At 71.6% G+C, this 16774-nt stretch carries 13 protein-coding genes; 4 read left to right on the forward strand and 9 right to left on the reverse strand.

Annotated elements, in window-relative coordinates; translation table 11 throughout:
- Window positions 1–302: 302 nt before the first annotated feature.
- Window positions 303–977, reverse strand: a complete 675-nt coding sequence (gene fomD, locus IE287_RS25270) for a cytidylyl-2-hydroxypropylphosphonate hydrolase (RefSeq protein WP_189851481.1) — start codon at window positions 975–977, stop codon at window positions 303–305.
- Window positions 978–1065: 88 nt separating this feature from the next.
- Window positions 1066–2466 (reverse strand): class II fumarate hydratase, encoded by a 1401-nt coding sequence (locus IE287_RS25275; protein WP_189851482.1) that lies wholly within the window; start codon window positions 2464–2466, stop codon window positions 1066–1068.
- A gap of 134 nt (window positions 2467–2600) precedes the next feature.
- On the opposite strand from IE287_RS25275, the gene IE287_RS25280 reads away from it, so the two are divergent.
- Window positions 2601–4127, forward strand: coding sequence for a ricin-type beta-trefoil lectin domain protein (locus IE287_RS25280; protein ID WP_189851483.1), 1527 nt, complete (start codon window positions 2601–2603; stop codon window positions 4125–4127).
- A 265-nt stretch (window positions 4128–4392) separates the two neighbouring features.
- Here IE287_RS25280 and IE287_RS25285 read toward each other — a convergent pair whose 3' ends face one another.
- Window positions 4393–5019, reverse strand: a complete 627-nt coding sequence (locus IE287_RS25285; RefSeq protein ID WP_189851484.1) for a lipoprotein — start codon at window positions 5017–5019, stop codon at window positions 4393–4395.
- Between the two features lie 101 nt (window positions 5020–5120).
- On the opposite strand from IE287_RS25285, the gene IE287_RS25290 reads away from it, so the two are divergent.
- On the forward strand, window positions 5121–5621 hold the full coding sequence (locus tag IE287_RS25290; RefSeq protein WP_189851485.1) for a dirigent protein: 501 nt from the start codon (window positions 5121–5123) through the stop codon (window positions 5619–5621).
- Between the two features lie 16 nt (window positions 5622–5637).
- Here the strand turns inward: IE287_RS25290 and IE287_RS25295 are convergent, their stop codons facing one another.
- The 5 genes from IE287_RS25295 to IE287_RS25315 all read right to left on the reverse strand — a co-directional run bounded on the left by IE287_RS25295 (window position 5638) and on the right by IE287_RS25315 (window position 13852).
- Window positions 5638–6264 carry an HAD family acid phosphatase gene (locus IE287_RS25295; protein WP_189851486.1) on the reverse strand — a complete coding sequence of 209 codons (627 nt, stop codon included), beginning with the start codon at window positions 6262–6264 and terminating at the stop codon, window positions 5638–5640.
- Window positions 6265–6446: 182 nt separating this feature from the next.
- Window positions 6447–8210: a GmrSD restriction endonuclease domain-containing protein gene (locus IE287_RS25300; protein ID WP_150231280.1), complete on the reverse strand. Its 1764-nt coding sequence runs from the start codon at window positions 8208–8210 to the stop codon at window positions 6447–6449.
- A 148-nt stretch (window positions 8211–8358) separates the two neighbouring features.
- Entirely contained in the window at window positions 8359–10029 is a 1671-nt protein-coding gene (locus IE287_RS25305) for a fumarate hydratase (RefSeq protein WP_189851487.1), read from the reverse strand.
- A gap of 144 nt (window positions 10030–10173) precedes the next feature.
- The gene (locus tag IE287_RS25310; protein ID WP_189851488.1) at window positions 10174–12792 is read right to left on the reverse strand and encodes a S8 family serine peptidase; all 2619 of its coding nucleotides are present in this window, start codon (window positions 12790–12792) and stop codon (window positions 10174–10176) included.
- 190 nt (window positions 12793–12982) lie between these two features.
- Window positions 12983–13852, reverse strand: coding sequence for a helix-turn-helix transcriptional regulator (locus tag IE287_RS25315; RefSeq protein WP_229883724.1), 870 nt, complete (start codon window positions 13850–13852; stop codon window positions 12983–12985).
- Window positions 13853–14235: 383 nt separating this feature from the next.
- On the opposite strand from IE287_RS25315, the gene IE287_RS25320 reads away from it, so the two are divergent.
- Together IE287_RS25320 and IE287_RS25325 are read left to right on the forward strand one after the other, a co-directional pair.
- Entirely contained in the window at window positions 14236–15036 is an 801-nt protein-coding gene (locus IE287_RS25320; RefSeq protein WP_189851490.1) for a DUF1707 SHOCT-like domain-containing protein, read from the forward strand.
- 152 nt (window positions 15037–15188) lie between these two features.
- Window positions 15189–15560, forward strand: coding sequence for a WhiB family transcriptional regulator (locus tag IE287_RS25325; protein WP_189851491.1), 372 nt, complete (start codon window positions 15189–15191; stop codon window positions 15558–15560).
- Between the two features lie 86 nt (window positions 15561–15646).
- On the opposite strand, the gene glpX is transcribed toward IE287_RS25325, so the two are convergent.
- On the reverse strand, window positions 15647–16678 hold the full coding sequence (glpX, locus tag IE287_RS25330) for a class II fructose-bisphosphatase (protein ID WP_189851492.1): 1032 nt from the start codon (window positions 16676–16678) through the stop codon (window positions 15647–15649).
- Between the last annotated feature and the right edge of the window lie 96 nt (window positions 16679–16774).

Genomic DNA, 16774 nt, shown 5'->3' on the forward strand with positions numbered 1-16774 from the left:
ATTCCGTCCGTCCGGGCCGGTGGTGCGATGCACTCGCTCTTCTCGCCGATGCCGCGCCTTCGCCGGGGATAAACCCCTCGGAGGCGGTGTTCGCGGTGGGTACGGACGATCCGCGGACGACGGCAGGGGCGGGGGGAGCGCCACCCGGGCACAGCTCAGGCACTGCTCTCCCCCTCATCGAAGACGTGCGGTGACGTGTGGTCAGTTGCCGTGCTGAGTTCGGTCGGTGGCGTCGTGCTCGCCCGGTGTCGGCCGTGCGGAGGACGATCCTACGTTTGGACCCCGGGGGCGCATCAAGGGTCTCATGGCGCCGTGTGCGCCGGAGTGCGATCCCAGTCCGCGGGAAGGGCGGGGACGGTCCAGGCGGGATCGGGCCGCCACTCCTCCCAGCCGTCCCGGAAGGGCGCGCCCCAGCCCTCCACGAGCTCCACGGCGGCCGCGCCCGCGGCCCGCACCCGGTCGGCCCGGTCCGGGTCCATCAGGCCGGACCGCTGGGCCTGGGCGAACTCGTCCTCGTCCCGCCACAGCCAGCTGCGGTCGGGATAGACGGAGATGTCGAGGAAGTGGTCCTCGGAGTCGACGCCGCCGGCCCAGCGGCGGCGCGGCTCCTCCAGGTTCACGTACCAGCTGCGGAAGCGCCAGCCGCGCTCCCAGAAGAGCCAGACGGACCACGGGTCGCCGGGCCGGGCGAGCTTGAGCACCCCGCTGCCGGCCCAGTGGGCGCGCTCGGTGGTGCGGGGCGCGGTGTAGCGGGTGGCGAGGGGCTCGTCGTGGACGGAGGTGCCGTCGGAGAGCACCGGCCGGACGCACTCGGTGCCGGGCGCCATCCACACGGCGAGCAGGTCGGGCGTGTCGCGGACGACCGTCACCGGCCGGCAGATGTGCACCTCGTCGGTGCCGATGCCGCGGTAGCGCCAGAGGATGTGCTCCCCCGGCGCCCAGTGCTGGATGTCGCCCGAGCCGTCCGATCCTGTCATGCGCAGATCTTAGGGGCGCGCTCCCACCCGCGCTGCGGCGCGCGTCACGCTTGAGTCACACGGGGGACGGGCGTGCTTCACGGTGCGGTCACGGCCGCGTCATGCGCAGCACGTCGAGGGCCTCGTCGAGCTGTTCGAGGGTGAGGTCGCCGCGGTCGACGTAGCCGGACTCCAGGACGACCTCGCGGATGGTCCTCCGCTCGGCGAGGGCCTTCTTGGCGACCTTGGCCGCCTCTTCGTAGCCGATGTACTTGTTCAGCGGGGTCACGACGGAGGGCGAGGACTCGGCGTACTCGCGGGCGCGCTCCGCGTTGGCGGTGATCCCGTCGACCGTGCGGTCGGCGAGCAGCCGGGAGGCGTTGGCGAGGAGCCGTACGGACTCCAGCAGGTTCTTGGCCATCACCGGGAGCATCACGTTGAGCTCGAAGTTCCCGGCCGCGCCGGCGACCGCGACGGTGGTGTCGTTTCCGGTGACCTGGGCGGCGACCATGAGGACCGCCTCGGGGACCACCGGGTTGACCTTGCCGGGCATGATCGAGGAGCCGGGCTGGAGGTCGGGGAGGTTGATCTCGGCGAGGCCGGTGCGGGGGCCGCTGGCCATCCAGCGCAGATCGTTGGCGATCTTGGTGAGGGAGACGGCGACCGTCCTGAGCTGGCCGGAGGTCTCCACCAGGCCGTCCCGGGCGCCCTGGGCCTCGAAGTGGTCGCGGGCCTCGGTGAAGGGCAGGCCGGTGGTGCGGGCCACCTCGGCGATGACGGCGGCCGAGAAGCCGGGCGGGGTGTTGATGCCGGTGCCGACCGCGGTGCCGCCGAGGGGGAGCTCGGCGAGCCGGGGGAGCGAGGCGCGGAGGCGTTCGATCCCGTACCTGACCTGGGCCGCGTAGCCGCCGAACTCCTGGCCGAGGGTGACCGGGGTGGCGTCCATCAGATGGGTGCGGCCGGACTTCACCACCGTCGCGAATTCGGCTGATTTTCGCTCCAGGGAGGAGGCCAGGTGGCCGAGCGCGGGGATCAGGTCGTGGGTGACGGCTGCGGTGGCGGCGATGTGGATGGAGGAGGGGAAGACGTCGTTGGACGACTGCGAGGCGTTGACGTGGTCGTTGGGGTGGACGGCCCGGTGGGCCGGGAGCCGCTCGCCGGCGAGGGTGGCCAGGACCTCGTTGGTGTTCATGTTGGAGGAGGTGCCGGAGCCGGTCTGGAAGACGTCGACCGGGAACTGGTCGTCCCAGCGGCCCTCCGCGACCTCCTCGGCGGCGGCCCCGATTGCCTCCGCGCGGTCCCGGTCGATCACGCCGAGCTCGGCGTTGACCTTCGCGGCGGCGGCCTTGATCCGGGCCAGCGCCTCGATGTGGGCGCGCTCCAGGCGCTGCCCCGAGACGGGGAAGTTCTCCACGGCGCGCTGGGTCTGGGCCCGCCACTTGGCGTGGGCCGGGACCCTGACCTCGCCCATCGAGTCGTGCTCGACGCGGTAGCCCTCGGTGTCGTTCATGGTCCTTCGTCCTCCCGGGCGTGCTCGGCTTCCCCAACGTCCTCGAAAAGATGAGCACTTGTCTTGTTCGATGTATTCCCAAGGCGTGTACCGACCACTAAAAACCGTGGGTAACCCCACTTCCAGGAGGCGCAATGACGCGCACCAGGTACAGACTCCGGTGGCCCATCGCCGCCGTCGCCGCGGCGGCCGCGGCACTCGGCTCCCTGACCGCCGCCCCCGCCGGAGCGGCCGACACCGGTACGAAGGCCGCCGTCGCCTCCGTACCCCTCTCGCCCGCGCTGGAGGCGATCCGGGCCGCCGAGGCCACCAGGATCTACGGCAGCCCCGAGGAACGCCCCCTCGGCGAGCGGAAGACCGGCCTGATCTCGCTCGGCGACAGCGAGATCTCCGGCGAGGGCGTCGGCACCTACGAAGCGCCCACCAACGGCCCCACCAACTGGTGCCACCGGTCGCCCGACGCCGCCATCCACCGCACCGGCATCGCCGCCGACCTCACCTTCAACGTCTCCTGCTCCGGCGCCTACACCGGAAACATCCGGATCGGCGGCTCGAAGCAGTACGCGGACGAACTGGTCCAGAGCGACAACCTCGCCGTCAAGGCCCGCAACACCCGGATCAAGATGGTGCTGCTGGTCGCCGGAGCCAACGACGACCTCCAGTTCGGCCCCGTCATGACCGACTGCGTCACCCGCTACGTGCTCAGCCAGGGCACCTGCGAGCCCAAGTACGCCCCCGGCTGGCAGGCCCGCGTCGACGCCCTCGTCCCCAAGGTCGAGCAGACCGTCCGCGACCTGCGGACCGTCATGCGGGACGCCGGGTACGCCGACGGCGACTACAAGCTCGTCGTCATGGGCTACCCCAGCCCCATCGGCCCCGACTTCCGCGACAACCCGAACTTCCCCGGCAAGCTGAGCTGCGGCGGCATGGGGTACGACTCCGACACCGTCTGGGGCCGGAACACCGCCGTCCCCGCCTTCGAGCGCGGCATGCGCAGGGCCGCCGCCTCCACCGGCGCCGTCTACCTCGACAACTCGCGGCTCTTCCACGGCCACGAGGTCTGCATGGAGGACACCTGGGCCCGGGGCCTCTACATCGACCTCTCCAAGCCCGGCGGCATCGACGAGAACTCCACCCGCCAGTCCTTCCACCCCAACAAGAGCGGCCACGCCGCCTTCGCCTCCTGCCTGACCCAGCTCTACGCCTCGGGCCTGCGCGAGGCGAGCTGCGCCGACGTGAACTCCTCCGGCACCCCGACGCTCTTCCCGCTCGCCTGGGACGACGTCTTCGCGCCGCTGCGGAACGAGGCGACCGGCAACTGCCTCGACGTGAACGCCTCCGCGTCCGCCAACGGCACCGCCGTCCTCGGCTGGGACTGCCACGGCGGCCGCAACCAGGGCTGGTGGTACGACTCCGCCCGCGCCACCCTCCACACCGAACTCACCCAGGACCGCTGCCTGGACGTGCCCGGCGCCGCCTACCAGGCCGGCAAGGCGCTCATCGTCTGGAACTGCAGTGGCGCCGCCAACCAGAAGTTCGTCCGCGACGGCGCCACCGTCCGCCCCGCGGCCGCGACCGGCCTCTGCCTGACGCAGGGCGCCGCGAAGGAGCCGATCCGGCTCCAGACCTGCAACGGCTCCGCGAACCAGAAGTTCGCCTAGCCCGCGGGCCCGAGGACGCCGTGGCCCTCCGTCCGGTGCGGGACGGGGGGCCACGGCCCTTCCCCGAGTGATCCGTGGCCCTCCGCGGGGCCTTCCGCGAGGTTCTGCGCGCGACCTTCCGGGCGGCGCCCCGGGACCGGCCAGGCCAGGCCAGGTCAGGCCAGCTCAGGCCAGCTCAGGCCAGGCCAGGCCAGGCCAGGCCAGGCCAGGCCAGGCCAGGCCAGGTCAGGTCAGCTCAGGTCAGTTCAGGCCAGGCCAGGTCAGGTCAGGTCGGCTTCAGGGTCGACCGGGCCAGCTCGTACGCGGCGACCACCGCGTCCTCCTCGGCGTCGAGACCGCCGAGCTCCACGATGACGACCGTGCCCTTCCCGGTCTGCACAGCGAAGGAGCGCCCCTCCCGCCACTCCTCCTCGAGCGCGCTGTACACGGAGTAGCGGGCCTCCACGGCGGGCACCGCGCCCGCCTTCACGTCCGTCAGGACGAGCTCCTTGCTCTTGTCGTCCTCGACGAACGCCTTCAGCGCGGCCCGGGCCGGGCCCTTCGGCGCGGTCCACACCCGCAGGAAGCCGATGTGCGGGGTCCCCTCCGACTTCGCCTCGCACACGATCGTGGCCGGTCCCTGCTCCACCAGCGCGGCGAAGTCGGGGTCGGCGGGCCTCTCGATCGTCTCCGGTTCCCACCCCTTGGCCAGGGAAAGCGAGACGGGGAGCGCGCAGGCGGTGCCGGGACCGCCCACGGACACCGCGGCCTCGGGGGACGGGGTGGCGGACGGCGCCGCGGAGGTCCCGGCCGCCGGCGGGGCCGCCGCGTCCGGCTCCGGGGTCGTACCGCACGCGGTCAGCAGGACCGCCGCGAGCAGGGCGGTACGGAGGAAGGGGGCTCTTACTGGCATGACCCCATCATCCCCGGCGGCGTGCGTCACCCGGACGGCGGCAGCACAATGTGAGGACGGCCCGAAGGGGGAGGAATCCCACCCCGCCAGGGAGGCAGTCCATGACCCGGAGCTTCAGGAGGATCGGCGCCCTCGGCGCCGCGACGGTGGCCGCCGTCGCCTTCGCGTCCGCCGCACCGGTGGCCGCCGCGCCCGCGGCCGACGGGTTCGAGTTCACCCTGTACGCCAAGGAGGTCCCCGCCGGCCAGGGCGGTGAGGAGACCGGCCGGGCACCCGAGCTCGGCGATTCCTTCGCCTTCGCCGACGACCTCTCCCGCACCAAGGGCGGCGAGTCGGTCGGCCGGGACGGCATCGGCTGCACCGTGGTGCGCACCGGCAACCCGGCCGACCTGCTCTGCGTCGGCAACTTCGTCCTGAACGGCGGCCCGGGCGGCCAGATCGCCGGCCAGACGCTGCTCTCCGTCGACCCCACGGACGACGCCCCGGCCGCCTTCGACATCGCGGTCACCGGCGGCACCGGCGACTTCAAGGACGTCCGCGGCTACATCCGCTCCACGCCGGACGGGGACTACTCACGGCTGGAGTTCCACCTCACCCGCTGACGGGCGACCGGCGGGGTCAGGAGAGCTTGCCGTAGTCCGGCAGCTTGAAGGCGCGCTCGGCGTGACCGCCGACGACGTCGGTCGTGTTGTTCCCGATGTTCGCGATGATCGTGTAGCCCTTGGCCTCGATCTCGGCGCGCTTCTCCGTCTTGTAGGCGCTCACCTCGGCGAAGAGGTCGGGCAGCGAGCGGACGTACAGCCCGTCCACCGGGTAGCCGACCTTCTTCAGGTTCCACTCCGTGAGGGAGTGGACGATCCCCGGGCGGGCCGTCACGAAGAAGACCTTCACCCCGCGCGCGTGCGCGTCCCGCACCAGCGCGTGGATCTCCGGGATGGCCGGCGTCGGCAGCTCCCAGAACGGGTGGAAGTCCGTCTCCAGGGAGCTGTTGTCGATGTCGAGGACGATCGCCTGCTTCTGCGTGCCGGCGTCCTCGGCGCGCTCCTCGACGTAGGGGCGGGCCTCCGCGACGACGGCGGCCACGTCCCGGCGCCAGGTCGCGTAGTCCACCCCCTCGACCGCGGCGGCCGAGGCGAGGTGGGTGTCCGGGTCGGCGGCGGAGGCGGCGGGCGCCGGTCCGACGACGAGGAGGGCGGTGAGGCCGAGGAGGCCGGTGGCGGTGGCTGCGGACTTGGCGGAGGGCATGGGGGGCTCCCGAGTGGTCGACCGTCTCAGTGGTTGACATGCTCGCGACCCATACTGACCAGTAAGTGTCCGGCTGACTACCGGTCGGTAGCGACTTTCCGTGCGGGAGGTGCCGCCCGGGAACGACACCGCCCCCGGTCCACGGGGGACCGGGGGCGGTGTCGCGTGCGGGGGCCTGGGTCTCACTGAAATCGTTTGGCGACCTCGAGCATCCGCGAGGGCTCGGTGACCTCGATCGTGTCGTCTCCGGAGCGCACGAAGATCCGCTCGCCCACCAGGGAGACGTCCTGCTGGCCGGGTACGCGAATGACGATGATTCCGTACCCGAAGTAGTTGGAGTGCGACAGGTTGGCCAGCACGGCGTCCCTCACGGGCCGAGACAGGCCCGAGGAACGGATGAAGTCCTTCCAGCGGGCGTAGTACTGCTCGGGGGTCTCCTTCAGGAGCTGGGCCTCGCGATGGACTCCTACGACGGAGCGACGTCCCACGGGATGGGCGTCGACATGGTCCAGGGACTTGATTCGACGGACATCTGCGGGCTTGTCGGCCACGCCGATGAGGATGGTTCCGGAATGGCCCTTCCCGTTGTTGGCGATCGCGCAAATCGTATGGACCACCCTCTGCATGACCGCCGTGTCGATCCCACGGTTCTCGTCCAGGCGGAGGATCCCCTGCTTCAGCTCGTAGTGCGAGGTCTCTATCTCGGAGCGGCGAATGATTGCGTCGATGTCCACCGTGGTGTGATCGCCGTAGATGTCCCGAGGTTCGCTGTCCACGAAGTGCTGTCGAATCAGCGCCTTGATGGTCTCCACGTTGGCGCGCCGCTCTTCCGGGGCGGTGGATGCCCTGCTGGTCTCGATCCTCTTGTCCAGATTGGTGATGGAATTCCTCAGGCCGGCGTAATCGGAGATCTTCTTGTTCTCGCCGATGAGTAGTTCGTGGAAGGCCACGAAGAGAACTGCGAAAGCCGACGGGAAAGGATTGGTGCTCGTCTTCGTGAAGATGATGGACCGGAGCTTCTTGGGTACTCCCTGGGTGCATATCGTGCTGATTTCATCGACGCAGAACTTGAATTCCGCGGAGAATTTTTCGCTCCCGTAGCTGTCCAGCGCGCGCATGATCCGTGCGTTCTCGCCCGACGAGGGCTGATAGATCTGGTCGAGAGCGTCCTTTGAGCGATCGATGAGGCGACCGCCGATGATCGAAGCGGCGATGTCGGCGATGCACTGCTCATCCATCGAGTCCCTGAGATCCGTCGAGCGCAGGATCCCCTGCTTCACCCAGAAGACGTTGCTCGCTTCGACCTCGTACCCGTGCTTCGTCATGGGGAGATCGATGCTGATGGACGGCATTTTCTCGAGGCTCAAGATGTCGCTCGAGGCGTCGCCCCTGACTTCGCAGGAGAGGCTTCGCACCAACGTCGAGAACTCGTCCTGCACGCCGGACTGGCGTCGTTCTTGATCGCTCAGGCGATGCCCGTAGCTGTTGATGCGAGTGAAGACGTCGTCGATCTCCTCGTCAGTGGCTCCACGCATGACGGAAACAGCGATCGGGTAGTCGAGGAAAGTCCCCACTTCGCGTGCGGTCAGCTTGGCGCCCGAAGCCACGGAGAACGCGCCTTCTTCTGTGGCGCGTGTTTTCGCGGTGACGAATTGGTCGACATCGAAATATCGACTGTCGAGAGTGGGGAAGGCGGTCTCGGCGAAAGAGAGGAGAGTGTGCAGTCGCTGCAGGCCGTCGATGACTTCGTAGTCCCCGTTTTCGCGCTCCGCCAGCAGCACTGCGGGGATCGGGTACCGCTTCAGCACGGACTCGATGAGTTTCTGCTTCTCTTCGAGCGTCCAGACCAGCTTCCTCTGGTAGCGGCGATTGACCCAGAGTTTGTTCTCGCTGTACCAGACGTAGATGGACTGGATGTTTTTCGACTGTGATTCGAACTCGGTCACGTGTGGACTGTTCCATACTTCATCGCCCAGCGTGACGGGTTCGCGGAAATTCGGGAGCCGGCCCGGTGACTCGTGTCGAAGGTGGGTCACCGGGCCGGCTGCAGGCAAGCCTCCGAGGAGACGGTGCCCTCGCCGAAGCGGCCGCGGGTTACGACAGCTGGGAGCCCTGGCGGACCGGGATGTGGGTGAAGGTCGGCTCCGGCGCCGGGTTCTGGAAGAAGTCGTTGCCCTTGTCGTCGACGACGACGAAGGCCGGGAAGTCCTCGACCTCGATCTTCCAGACCGCCTCCATGCCGTCCTCCTCGTTGTCCAGGACCTCGATCTTCTTGATGCAGTCCTGGGCGAGGCGGGCGGCCGGGCCGCCGATGGAGCCGAGGTAGAAGCCGCCGTGCGTGCCGCACGCGTCGGTCACCTGCTGCGAGCGGTTGCCCTTGGCGAGCATCACCATCGAGCCGCCCGCCGCCTGGAACTGCTCGACGTAGCTGTCCATCCGGCCGGCCGTCGTCGGGCCGAAGGAGCCGGAGGCGTACCCCTCGGGCGTCTTCGCCGGGCCCGCGTAGTAGACCGGGTGGTCCTTCATGTACTGCGGCATGGGCTCGCCGGCGTCGAGCCGCGCCTTGATCTTGGCGTGCGCGATGTCGCGGGCCACGACCAGCGGACCGGTCAGCGAGAGGCGGGTCTTGACCGGGTACTTGGTCAGCTCGGCCAGGACCTGGTCCATCGGCTGGTTGAGGTCGATCTCCACGACGTCGCCCGCGTCCAGGTGGGTGTCCTCGGTCTCCGGCAGGAAGCGCGCCGGGTCGGTCTCCAGCTGCTCCAGGAAGACGCCCTCGGCGGTGATCTTCGCGACGGCCTGGCGGTCGGCCGAGCAGGAGACGGCGAGGGCGACGGGCAGCGAGGCGCCGTGGCGGGGCAGGCGCACCACGCGCACGTCGTGGCAGAAGTACTTGCCGCCGAACTGCGCGCCGATGCCGATCCGCTGCGTCAGCTCGAAGACCTTCTCCTCCAGCTCCTTGTCGCGGAAGCCGTGGCCGGTGGCGGCGTCGCCCTCGGTGGGCAGCTCGTCCAGGTAGTGCGCGGAGGCGTACTTCGCGGTCTTCAGCGCGAACTCGGCGCTCGTGCCGCCGACGACGATCGCCAGGTGGTACGGCGGGCAGGCGGCCGTGCCGAGCGAGCGGATCTTCTCCTCCAGGAACTTCATCATGGAGGCCTCGTTCAGGACCGCCTTGGTCTCCTGGTAGAGGAAGGACTTGTTGGCGGAGCCGCCGCCCTTGGCCATGAAGAGGAACTTGTACGCGCCGCCGTCGGTCGCGTACAGCTCGATCTGCGCGGGCAGGTTCGAGCCGGTGTTCTTCTCCTCCCACATGGTGACCGGGGCCATCTGCGAGTAGCGGAGGTTGAGCTTGGTGTACGCGTCGTAGATGCCCTTCGACAGGGCCTCCTCGTCGCGGCCGGAGGTCAGCACGTTCTGCCCGCGCTTGCCCATGACGATCGCGGTGCCGGTGTCCTGGCACATGGGCAGGACGCCCGCGGCGGCGATGTTCGCGTTCTTCAGCAGGTCGAGCGCGACGAACTTGTCGTTGCCCGACGCCTCGGGGTCGTCGATGATCTTCCGCAGCTGGGCCAGGTGGGCCGGGCGCAGGTAGTGCTGGATGTCGTGGATCGCCTCGGCGGCCAGCTTGCGCAGCGCCTCCGGCTCGACCTTGAGGAACGTACGGCCGTCGGCCTCGAAGGTGGAGACGCCCTCGGCGGTGACCAGGCGGTAGGGCGTGGTGTCCTCTCCGACGGGGAGCAGATCGGAGTACGCAAACTCTGGCATGACGGCAGCCATTCCTCACTCGGCAGACAGCAGCGCACGCCTCCGTTGGCGGGCGCACCCTCCAGCGTAGAGCGAGGGCGCGGCCCCGATCCTGTGAGGTAAGGCTCACCGGGGACCGGGACCGCGCCGATGTGGAGTGTTCCGCTACGAGACGCTCGCCGTCAGCGTGTACGGGTTCGCCAGGAGCGGGGAGGTGCGGCGGGACTCGACGACCAGCTCCCACACGCCGGCGGCGGGCGCGGCGTAGGTCCGGCTCCGCGGGTCGCAGCCGTAGCCGTCGAGGTAGCCGTTGTAGCAGTAGACCGTTCCGGCGGCGGAGGCCTCACCGGAGACGCCGGTCGGCCGGAAGGCCCACCAGCGGGTCTGGGAGCCCTCGTCCAGGCCGTCCAGGGAGACGGTCAGCGCCTTCGCCCCGGCGGGCACGGCCACGGTGTAGTGGACCGTGTCGTTCCGGTACGAGACGCCGGTGACGGTCAGCGGGGCGCCGCCGGCCTCCAGCGGGACCGCGGCCTCGACCGCGAGCATCGTGTGCTGCTCGACCGCCCGCGTCAGCGGGTCGTCGAGGACGAGGACGGCGGAGTGGACGCCCTGGGTGCCCGGCCTCGCCGTGACCCGCAGGGTGGTCGGCACGCCCTTGGCGAGGACCACGGAGGACGGCACGGAGAAGGTGCCGCCGCCGCCCTTCAGACCGACCTCGTACGCCACGGGCCGGTCGGATCCGGTGGTGCGGGTGACGGTCAGCTCGTAGGCGCGCTGCTCGCCGACGCCCTGGCCGCCCGCGCCCGGGGCGCAGCTGTTGAAGAGGCCGCTGCCGCGGTGCGGGGTGACGAGCTGCCCGGAGAGCGGGGTGCAGACGGGGGCCGAGACGGTCACGGCGTCGGCCGTGGCCGCCTTGCCCCTGCCGAGCACGGACCACGCCTTCGGCACGTCGAGCCCGCCGCGTCCCTGGGCGACCGCGTCGGCCTTGCCGTTCCAGCGGGCGGTGGAGTGGATCGCGGAGCGCAGCTCGGCGGGGGAGGCGGAGACCCCGGTCTGCCGCGCGGCGGAGAGCAGCAGGGCGCCCGCGCCCGCGGCCTGGGGGGACGCCATCGAGGTGCCGTTCAGCATCGAGTAGCCGGGCGGCAGCCGGTAGCCGGTCTCGGCCACGGAGGCGGGGGCGATCCAGTCGGGGGTCGTGGAGACGGCCGAGCCCGGCGCGGTGACGTCCGGCTTGAAGCCGCCGTCCTCGCGCGGGCCGCGCGAGGAGAAGGGGAACATGGCGCGGGCGTCCCGGGTGCGCGAGCCGTAGTTCGCCCACCAGGTATCGGACGAGACGGCCGCCCCGACGCTGACGACCTTGTCGCCGCCGGTCGGGTCGCCGACCGTGTTGGTCCCGGCGCCGGAGTTGCCGGCCGAGATGAAGAGCTGGACGCCGCTGGTGTCGATCAGGCGGTTGTAGACGAGCGCGCGGGCGCTCTGCCCGTCGTTGAACTCGGGGCTCGAACCGATCGACATGTTGATCACGTCGACGCCGTACTTCGTGGCGAGGTCGATCATGCCGTCGGTGAGCGCGGCCGAGGAGCAGCCGAGGGAGTGGCACGCCTTCATCGAGACGAGCTTCGCGCCGGGCGCCTGCCCGTCCATGGCGCCGCCGAACATGCCGTGCGCGGCGGTGATGCCGGCGACGTGGGTGCCGTGGGCCTCGGTGACGACGTTGACGTTCACGCCCGTCGTGGTGGCGGTGACCTTCTTCGCCTGGACGGTGAAGGGGATCCGCTCGTTGAGCGGCGTCGCCGGGTCGTCCGTGCCGAGGTGACCGATCTGGCGGGCCACGCCGAACTGCCGCATCGCCTCCTCGTCGGTGAAGTCGAAGTCGCCGTCCGTGTCGACCCAGATCGCGCCGTCCGAGTCCCGGAAGAGCACGCCCAGCTTCTGCTGACCGCCGCCGGGCATCGTCATCGCGCGGTGCTGCACCCGCAGGTCGGAGCCGGCCGGGGCGGTCCACGCCTGGCCGTCGGGGGAGACGACCGTCGGTCCCGTCTGCTGCTTGCCCATCAGGAACCAGCTGGAGTCGAAGAGCAGGTCGATGAAGTTGTTCGGGTCGGTGCCCGTCACCGTCTCGACCAGCTTGTGCTCGCCGGTCGTGGTCCGCGCCAGCGCCGGGTGCGTCGGGTCGACGCCGGTGTCCATGATCCCGATGGTGACCCCGCGCCCGTCGAAGGCCGGGTGGGCGTCCTTGAACTCGGTCGAACCCGTCTCGCGGGTCGGCATGTACGGGTTCGCGTCCGGGGTGGCGGCGGACGGGGCGGCCGGCGGCGTGCCGTCCGGCCGGCCGGCGGCCACGGCGGCCGCGCCGCCGTCCGCCCGGGTGTCCTCGATCTCCAGCAGCTCGTCGAGGTCGACGGCGACGACCGGGTCGAGGGCGGCGACCCGCTCGACGAGGCCGAAGGGGACGTTGGCCTTGAGGTACCCGACGGACTCGTCGGTGCGGACCGTCTCCACGCCCGCGCCCAGTCCGGCGAGCGCGGCCTCGGCCTCGGCGGTGCGGCCGTCGGCGACGGCGACGATCAGGGTCGCGAAGCCGGGCGCGGCGGCCGAGCTCCGCGCGGTGGCGTGCTGCCGCTCGTACTGCGCGAGCAGGGCGCGGTCGTGGGCGCCCAGCTTGTCGGCCCCGGGGGCGGGCGAGGGGTCGGTGCCGGCCGCGGCGGGGCCCACGGTGAGGGCGAGGGAGGCGGCGGCGAGCGCGAGGGCGGTGGATATCGCGGTGGATCTGCGACGGGACATGGATGTCCTTCCGGCGGCGTCCTGGTGTGCGAACGCCGGACACGTTGCCACGCGCCCGCCGCCCCGAGAGGCCCCCGCCCGTGTCGGCTTGCCGCCTTGTCGTAAAGCCGACAGGTGCCTTCCCGCGCCTCGTGCGACCGGGCGGCGGAGCCGTGCCGAGGGGGGGCGGGGCGGGGCGCGGCGCGGGGTGTCAGAGCCAGTGGTGGCGGGCCGCGTGCCAGCCGAGCTGGAGCCGGCTGCGGACGCCCGCCAGGGCGAGCAGCCTGCGGACCCGCCGCTGCACCGTCCGCTCCGACACGCCCAGTTGGGCCCCGATCGCCTGGTCCGTGTAGCCGTTCAGGAGCAGCGTCACCAGCCGCCGGTCGTCCGCCGTCAGCGGTCCGTCGACCGCCGCCGCGAGCGCCACCGGAACCGGCAGCGCGCTGTCCCAGACCCGGTCGAAGATCCAGCCGAGCGCGTCGAGCAGCGGCCGTGACCGCAGCACCGTGGCGGTGGGCCCGTCGCCCTCCGCCGGGCCGGCCGCCCGGGTGCCGTCCACTCGCGCGCCGCCCTCCGCCGGGCAGTACCGCGGCTCGCCGTCCTCCCGGGGGGTCTCCGGCAGCGGGACGACGAGGGCCCGCGCCCGGTCCACCAGCACGAGTTTCAGCGGCAGTCCGAAGGCGACCCGCATCTCCTCGCCCAGCGACGACCAGTGTTCGAGCAGTGGCGGGGTGTCGGAGTCCGTGAGCGCGAGCGCGTCCCGCTCGTACACCACCCGGTACCGCACCCCGGCCCGCATCGCCTCCCGCTGACCGGAGTTGGCGGCGGCCGGCACCGCGACCACGGGACCCGCGGAGAGCGCGAGGATCTCGCGCCGGGCCGAGCGCTGGAGCTCCGCGTACCGCTCGGCGATGGCCCGGGCGCCGGTGACGGTCTCCACGTCCGCCGCGGAGGGCGCCCCCGGGGGCGGCGCGCCGGGCTCGCCGGGCCGCAGGGCCCGCCGGATCTCGTCGAGGCGGCTGAGGACGAGCCCCTCGAAGGTGCCCGCGTCCCGCAGGGACCCGTTCTGAGCATCCGTCACCCGTGTCACGTCCGTCATCCCTCCCGCCGGCCCGCCCGCGCGCTCATCCTGGCGGAGCGGCCGCTCCCGCGGCGGGCCCCGGAACGGCGGATTCCCGCCGCGACGCAACCCGCCACCGGCTGCGGTACGACCCGCCTCCTCCGCCGCGACGCGCCCTGCCCCCACCACGGCGAGACCCCCGCCACGGCGCGACCCGTCCCCCAGGCGCAACCTGCCACCCGCCACGGCGCGATCCGTCACGGCGCGATCCGCCACGGCGCGGCCCGGGGTGCCGCCGCCGCGGCGGTCCGCGCCCTCGCGTTCCCGCCGCTTCGCGTCCCCTAGGGGAGAGATGGGGGTTCGGATCCCTGGTCGCGATCTATCGCGTGTGCCAGGCTGGACGGGTGGACCTCGAAAAGCAGCCCGACCCCGCGCAGCAGCCCGCCCCGACCCCGCCCGAGGCCCCGGCGGCCCCGGCCGCGCCCGCGCCTCCGGCCGCCCCCGAGCCCCCGGCGGCCCCCGAGCCCCCCGCCGCCCCCGCGCCCCCCGCCGCGCCCGCCTACGCGGACCCGCAGGGTTCGCTGCGGGCCTCGGACGCCGACCGGGACCGGATCGCGGACATCCTGGCCGAGGCCCTGGCGGAGGGGAGACTGGACGCGGAGGAGCACGCCGAGCGGGTCGAGGCGGTCTACCGGGCCAAGACCGTGGGCGAGCTGGAGCCGATCGTGCGGGACCTGCCGGCGGCCCCCGGCCGGACCGCGGCCGCCCCCCGGCCGGAGCCGGTGCCGGCGGCCTACGGGCCGGAGGACGTCGAGGGGAACGCCGACCAGCTGCTCGCGGTCTTCTCCAGCACCACCCGCAAGGGCCGCTGGCGGGTCGCCCGCCGCACCAACGCCTTCGCGGTCTTCGGGAACATCGAGATCGACCTGACCGAGGCGATCTTCGCCCAGCCGCTCACCACCATCAACGCCACCTCGATCTTCGGGAACATCGAGGTGCGCGTCCCGGAGAACATCAGCCTGCGCGGCACCGGCACCGGCATCCTCGGGAACTTCGAGGTCACCTCGCTGGAGGGGGTCGATCCGCAGGCGCCGCTGGTGGTGGTCAACGGCTACGCCCTCTGCGGGAACGTGGAGGCCCGCCCCAAGCGCGGCAAGTGGGTCGTCGACCTCCAGAGCAAGATCCGCAAGCACCTGGGCCACTGATCCACCGACGGGTATCGGTCAGGTGGTGACCGGAATGCGTCGCCGGGGCCCCGGACTCCGGATGGGGGGCGCACGCAGTGCATAGGCGCGCGCACAGCGGGTAGGGCTGCTGCATCGCTGCTCGCTCGCGAAGCCGTCGTCAGGAGTAGACCGTGCTGCAACTGCCGCATCAGCCCCTCCCGGTAGCCGCCGTGCCGCCCCAGCGCGCTCCCGCGCGGGAGGACGAGGACGGCCCCTGGCACGCGGAGGCGGTGTGCCGCCGGGACGAGGCGGGGCTCTTCTTCGCCCCCTCCAAGGAGCCGACCGCCGCGCGGCTCGCCCGCGAGGAGGCGGCCAAGCGCGTCTGCGGGCGCTGCCCCGTGATGGTCGAGTGCCGCGAGCACGCGCTGATCCAGCCGGAGCCGTACGGCGTCTGGGGCGGGCTCACCGCCGCCGAGCGCCGCGTGGTGCTGGCCCGGCGCAGGCGCCGCGAGGTGGAGCTGCGCAAGGCGGCCGGGGCCGAGCGGATCGCCCAGGCCGGCTGACGGGCCGCACCCGGTCCCCCGTACGGGAAGGGGCGCCCCCACCGCACAGGGGGGCGCCCCTCTTCGCTGCCGTCGTCGTTCCGGTGTCAGTTCGCCCGGTCGAAGTCGATGTCGCTGTACGCGCGCAGCTTCGAGAGCCGGTGCGTGGAGTCGATCTGGCGGATCGTGCCGGACTTCGAGCGCATGACCAGCGACTGGGTGGTCGCCGTCTCGGAGCGGTAGCGCACCCCGCGCAGCAGCTCGCCGTCGGTGATGCCGGTGGCGACGAAGAAGACGTTGTCGCCGCGGACGAGGTCGGTCGTGGTGAGGACCCGGTCCAGGTCGTGGCCCGCGTCGAGGGCCTTCTGGCGCTCGGCGTCGTCCTTGGGCCACAGCTTGCCCTGGATGACACCGCCCAGGCACTTGATGGCGCAGGCCGAGATGATGCCCTCGGGCGTGCCGCCGATGCCCATGAGCAGGTCGACGCCGGTGCCCTCGCGGGCGGCCATGATGGAGCCGGCCACGTCGCCGTCGGAGATGAACTTGATGCGGGCGCCGGTCTCGCGGATCTCCTTGACGATGCCCTCGTGGCGGGGGCGGTCCAGGATGACCACGGTGACGTCCTCGGCCTGCATGCCCTTGGCCTTGGCGACCCGGCGGATGTTGACCGAGACGGGCGCGTTGATGTCGACGAAGTCGGCGGCCTCGGGGCCGGTGACCAGCTTGTCCATGTAGAAGACCGCGGACGGGTCGAACATGGAGCCGCGGTCGGCGGCGGCGAGCACCGCGATGGCGTTCGGCATGCCCTTGGCGTTCAGCGTGGTGCCGTCGATCGGGTCCACGGCGATGTCGACCTCGGCGCCGGTGCCGTCGCCGACCCGCTCGCCGTTGAAGAGCATCGGCGCCTCGTCCTTCTCGCCCTCGCCGATGACGACGACGCCGTTCATCGAGACGGTCGAGATGAGGGTCCGCATCGCGTTGACCGCGGCGCCGTCCGCGCCGATCTTGTCGCCGCGGCCGACCCAGCGGCCGGCGGCCATGGCGGCGGCCTCGGTCACGCGGACCAGTTCGAGGGCGAGGTTGCGGTCGGGGGCCTCGGGAGAGACCTCCAGCTCGGGGGGGAGGTGGTGCTCGGTCATCGGAGCGCACCTTTCTGTACGACGACGGCCGGAAAAAGAGAGGGTGCTGTGACTCTATCGCCAGGTCGACAAATTGAGCAGAGGGGTCCACGTATG

Origin of the sequence: Streptomyces omiyaensis, assembly GCF_014650895.1 — a bacterium.
Classification (GTDB): Bacteria; Actinomycetota; Actinomycetes; order Streptomycetales; family Streptomycetaceae; genus Streptomyces; species Streptomyces omiyaensis.

Excerpts from the sequence above, each read along its gene's own strand:
- fomD (WP_189851481.1), bottom strand. The coding sequence starts at position 977 with ATGACAGGATCGGACGGCTCGGGCGACATCCAGCACTGGGCGCCGGGG.
- IE287_RS25305 (WP_189851487.1), bottom strand. The coding sequence starts at position 10,029 with ATGCCAGAGTTTGCGTACTCCGATCTGCTCCCCGTCGGAGAGGACACC.
- IE287_RS25275 (WP_189851482.1), bottom strand. The coding sequence starts at position 2,466 with ATGAACGACACCGAGGGCTACCGCGTCGAGCACGACTCGATGGGCGAG.
- IE287_RS25310 (WP_189851488.1), bottom strand. The coding sequence starts at position 12,792 with ATGTCCCGTCGCAGATCCACCGCGATATCCACCGCCCTCGCGCTCGCC.
- glpX (WP_189851492.1), bottom strand. The coding sequence starts at position 16,678 with ATGACCGAGCACCACCTCCCCCCCGAGCTGGAGGTCTCTCCCGAGGCC.
- IE287_RS25295 (WP_189851486.1), bottom strand. The coding sequence starts at position 6,264 with ATGCCCTCCGCCAAGTCCGCAGCCACCGCCACCGGCCTCCTCGGCCTC.
- IE287_RS25285 (WP_189851484.1), bottom strand. The coding sequence starts at position 5,019 with ATGCCAGTAAGAGCCCCCTTCCTCCGTACCGCCCTGCTCGCGGCGGTC.
- IE287_RS25280 (WP_189851483.1), top strand. The coding sequence starts at position 2,601 with ATGACGCGCACCAGGTACAGACTCCGGTGGCCCATCGCCGCCGTCGCC.
- IE287_RS25290 (WP_189851485.1), top strand. The coding sequence starts at position 5,121 with ATGACCCGGAGCTTCAGGAGGATCGGCGCCCTCGGCGCCGCGACGGTG.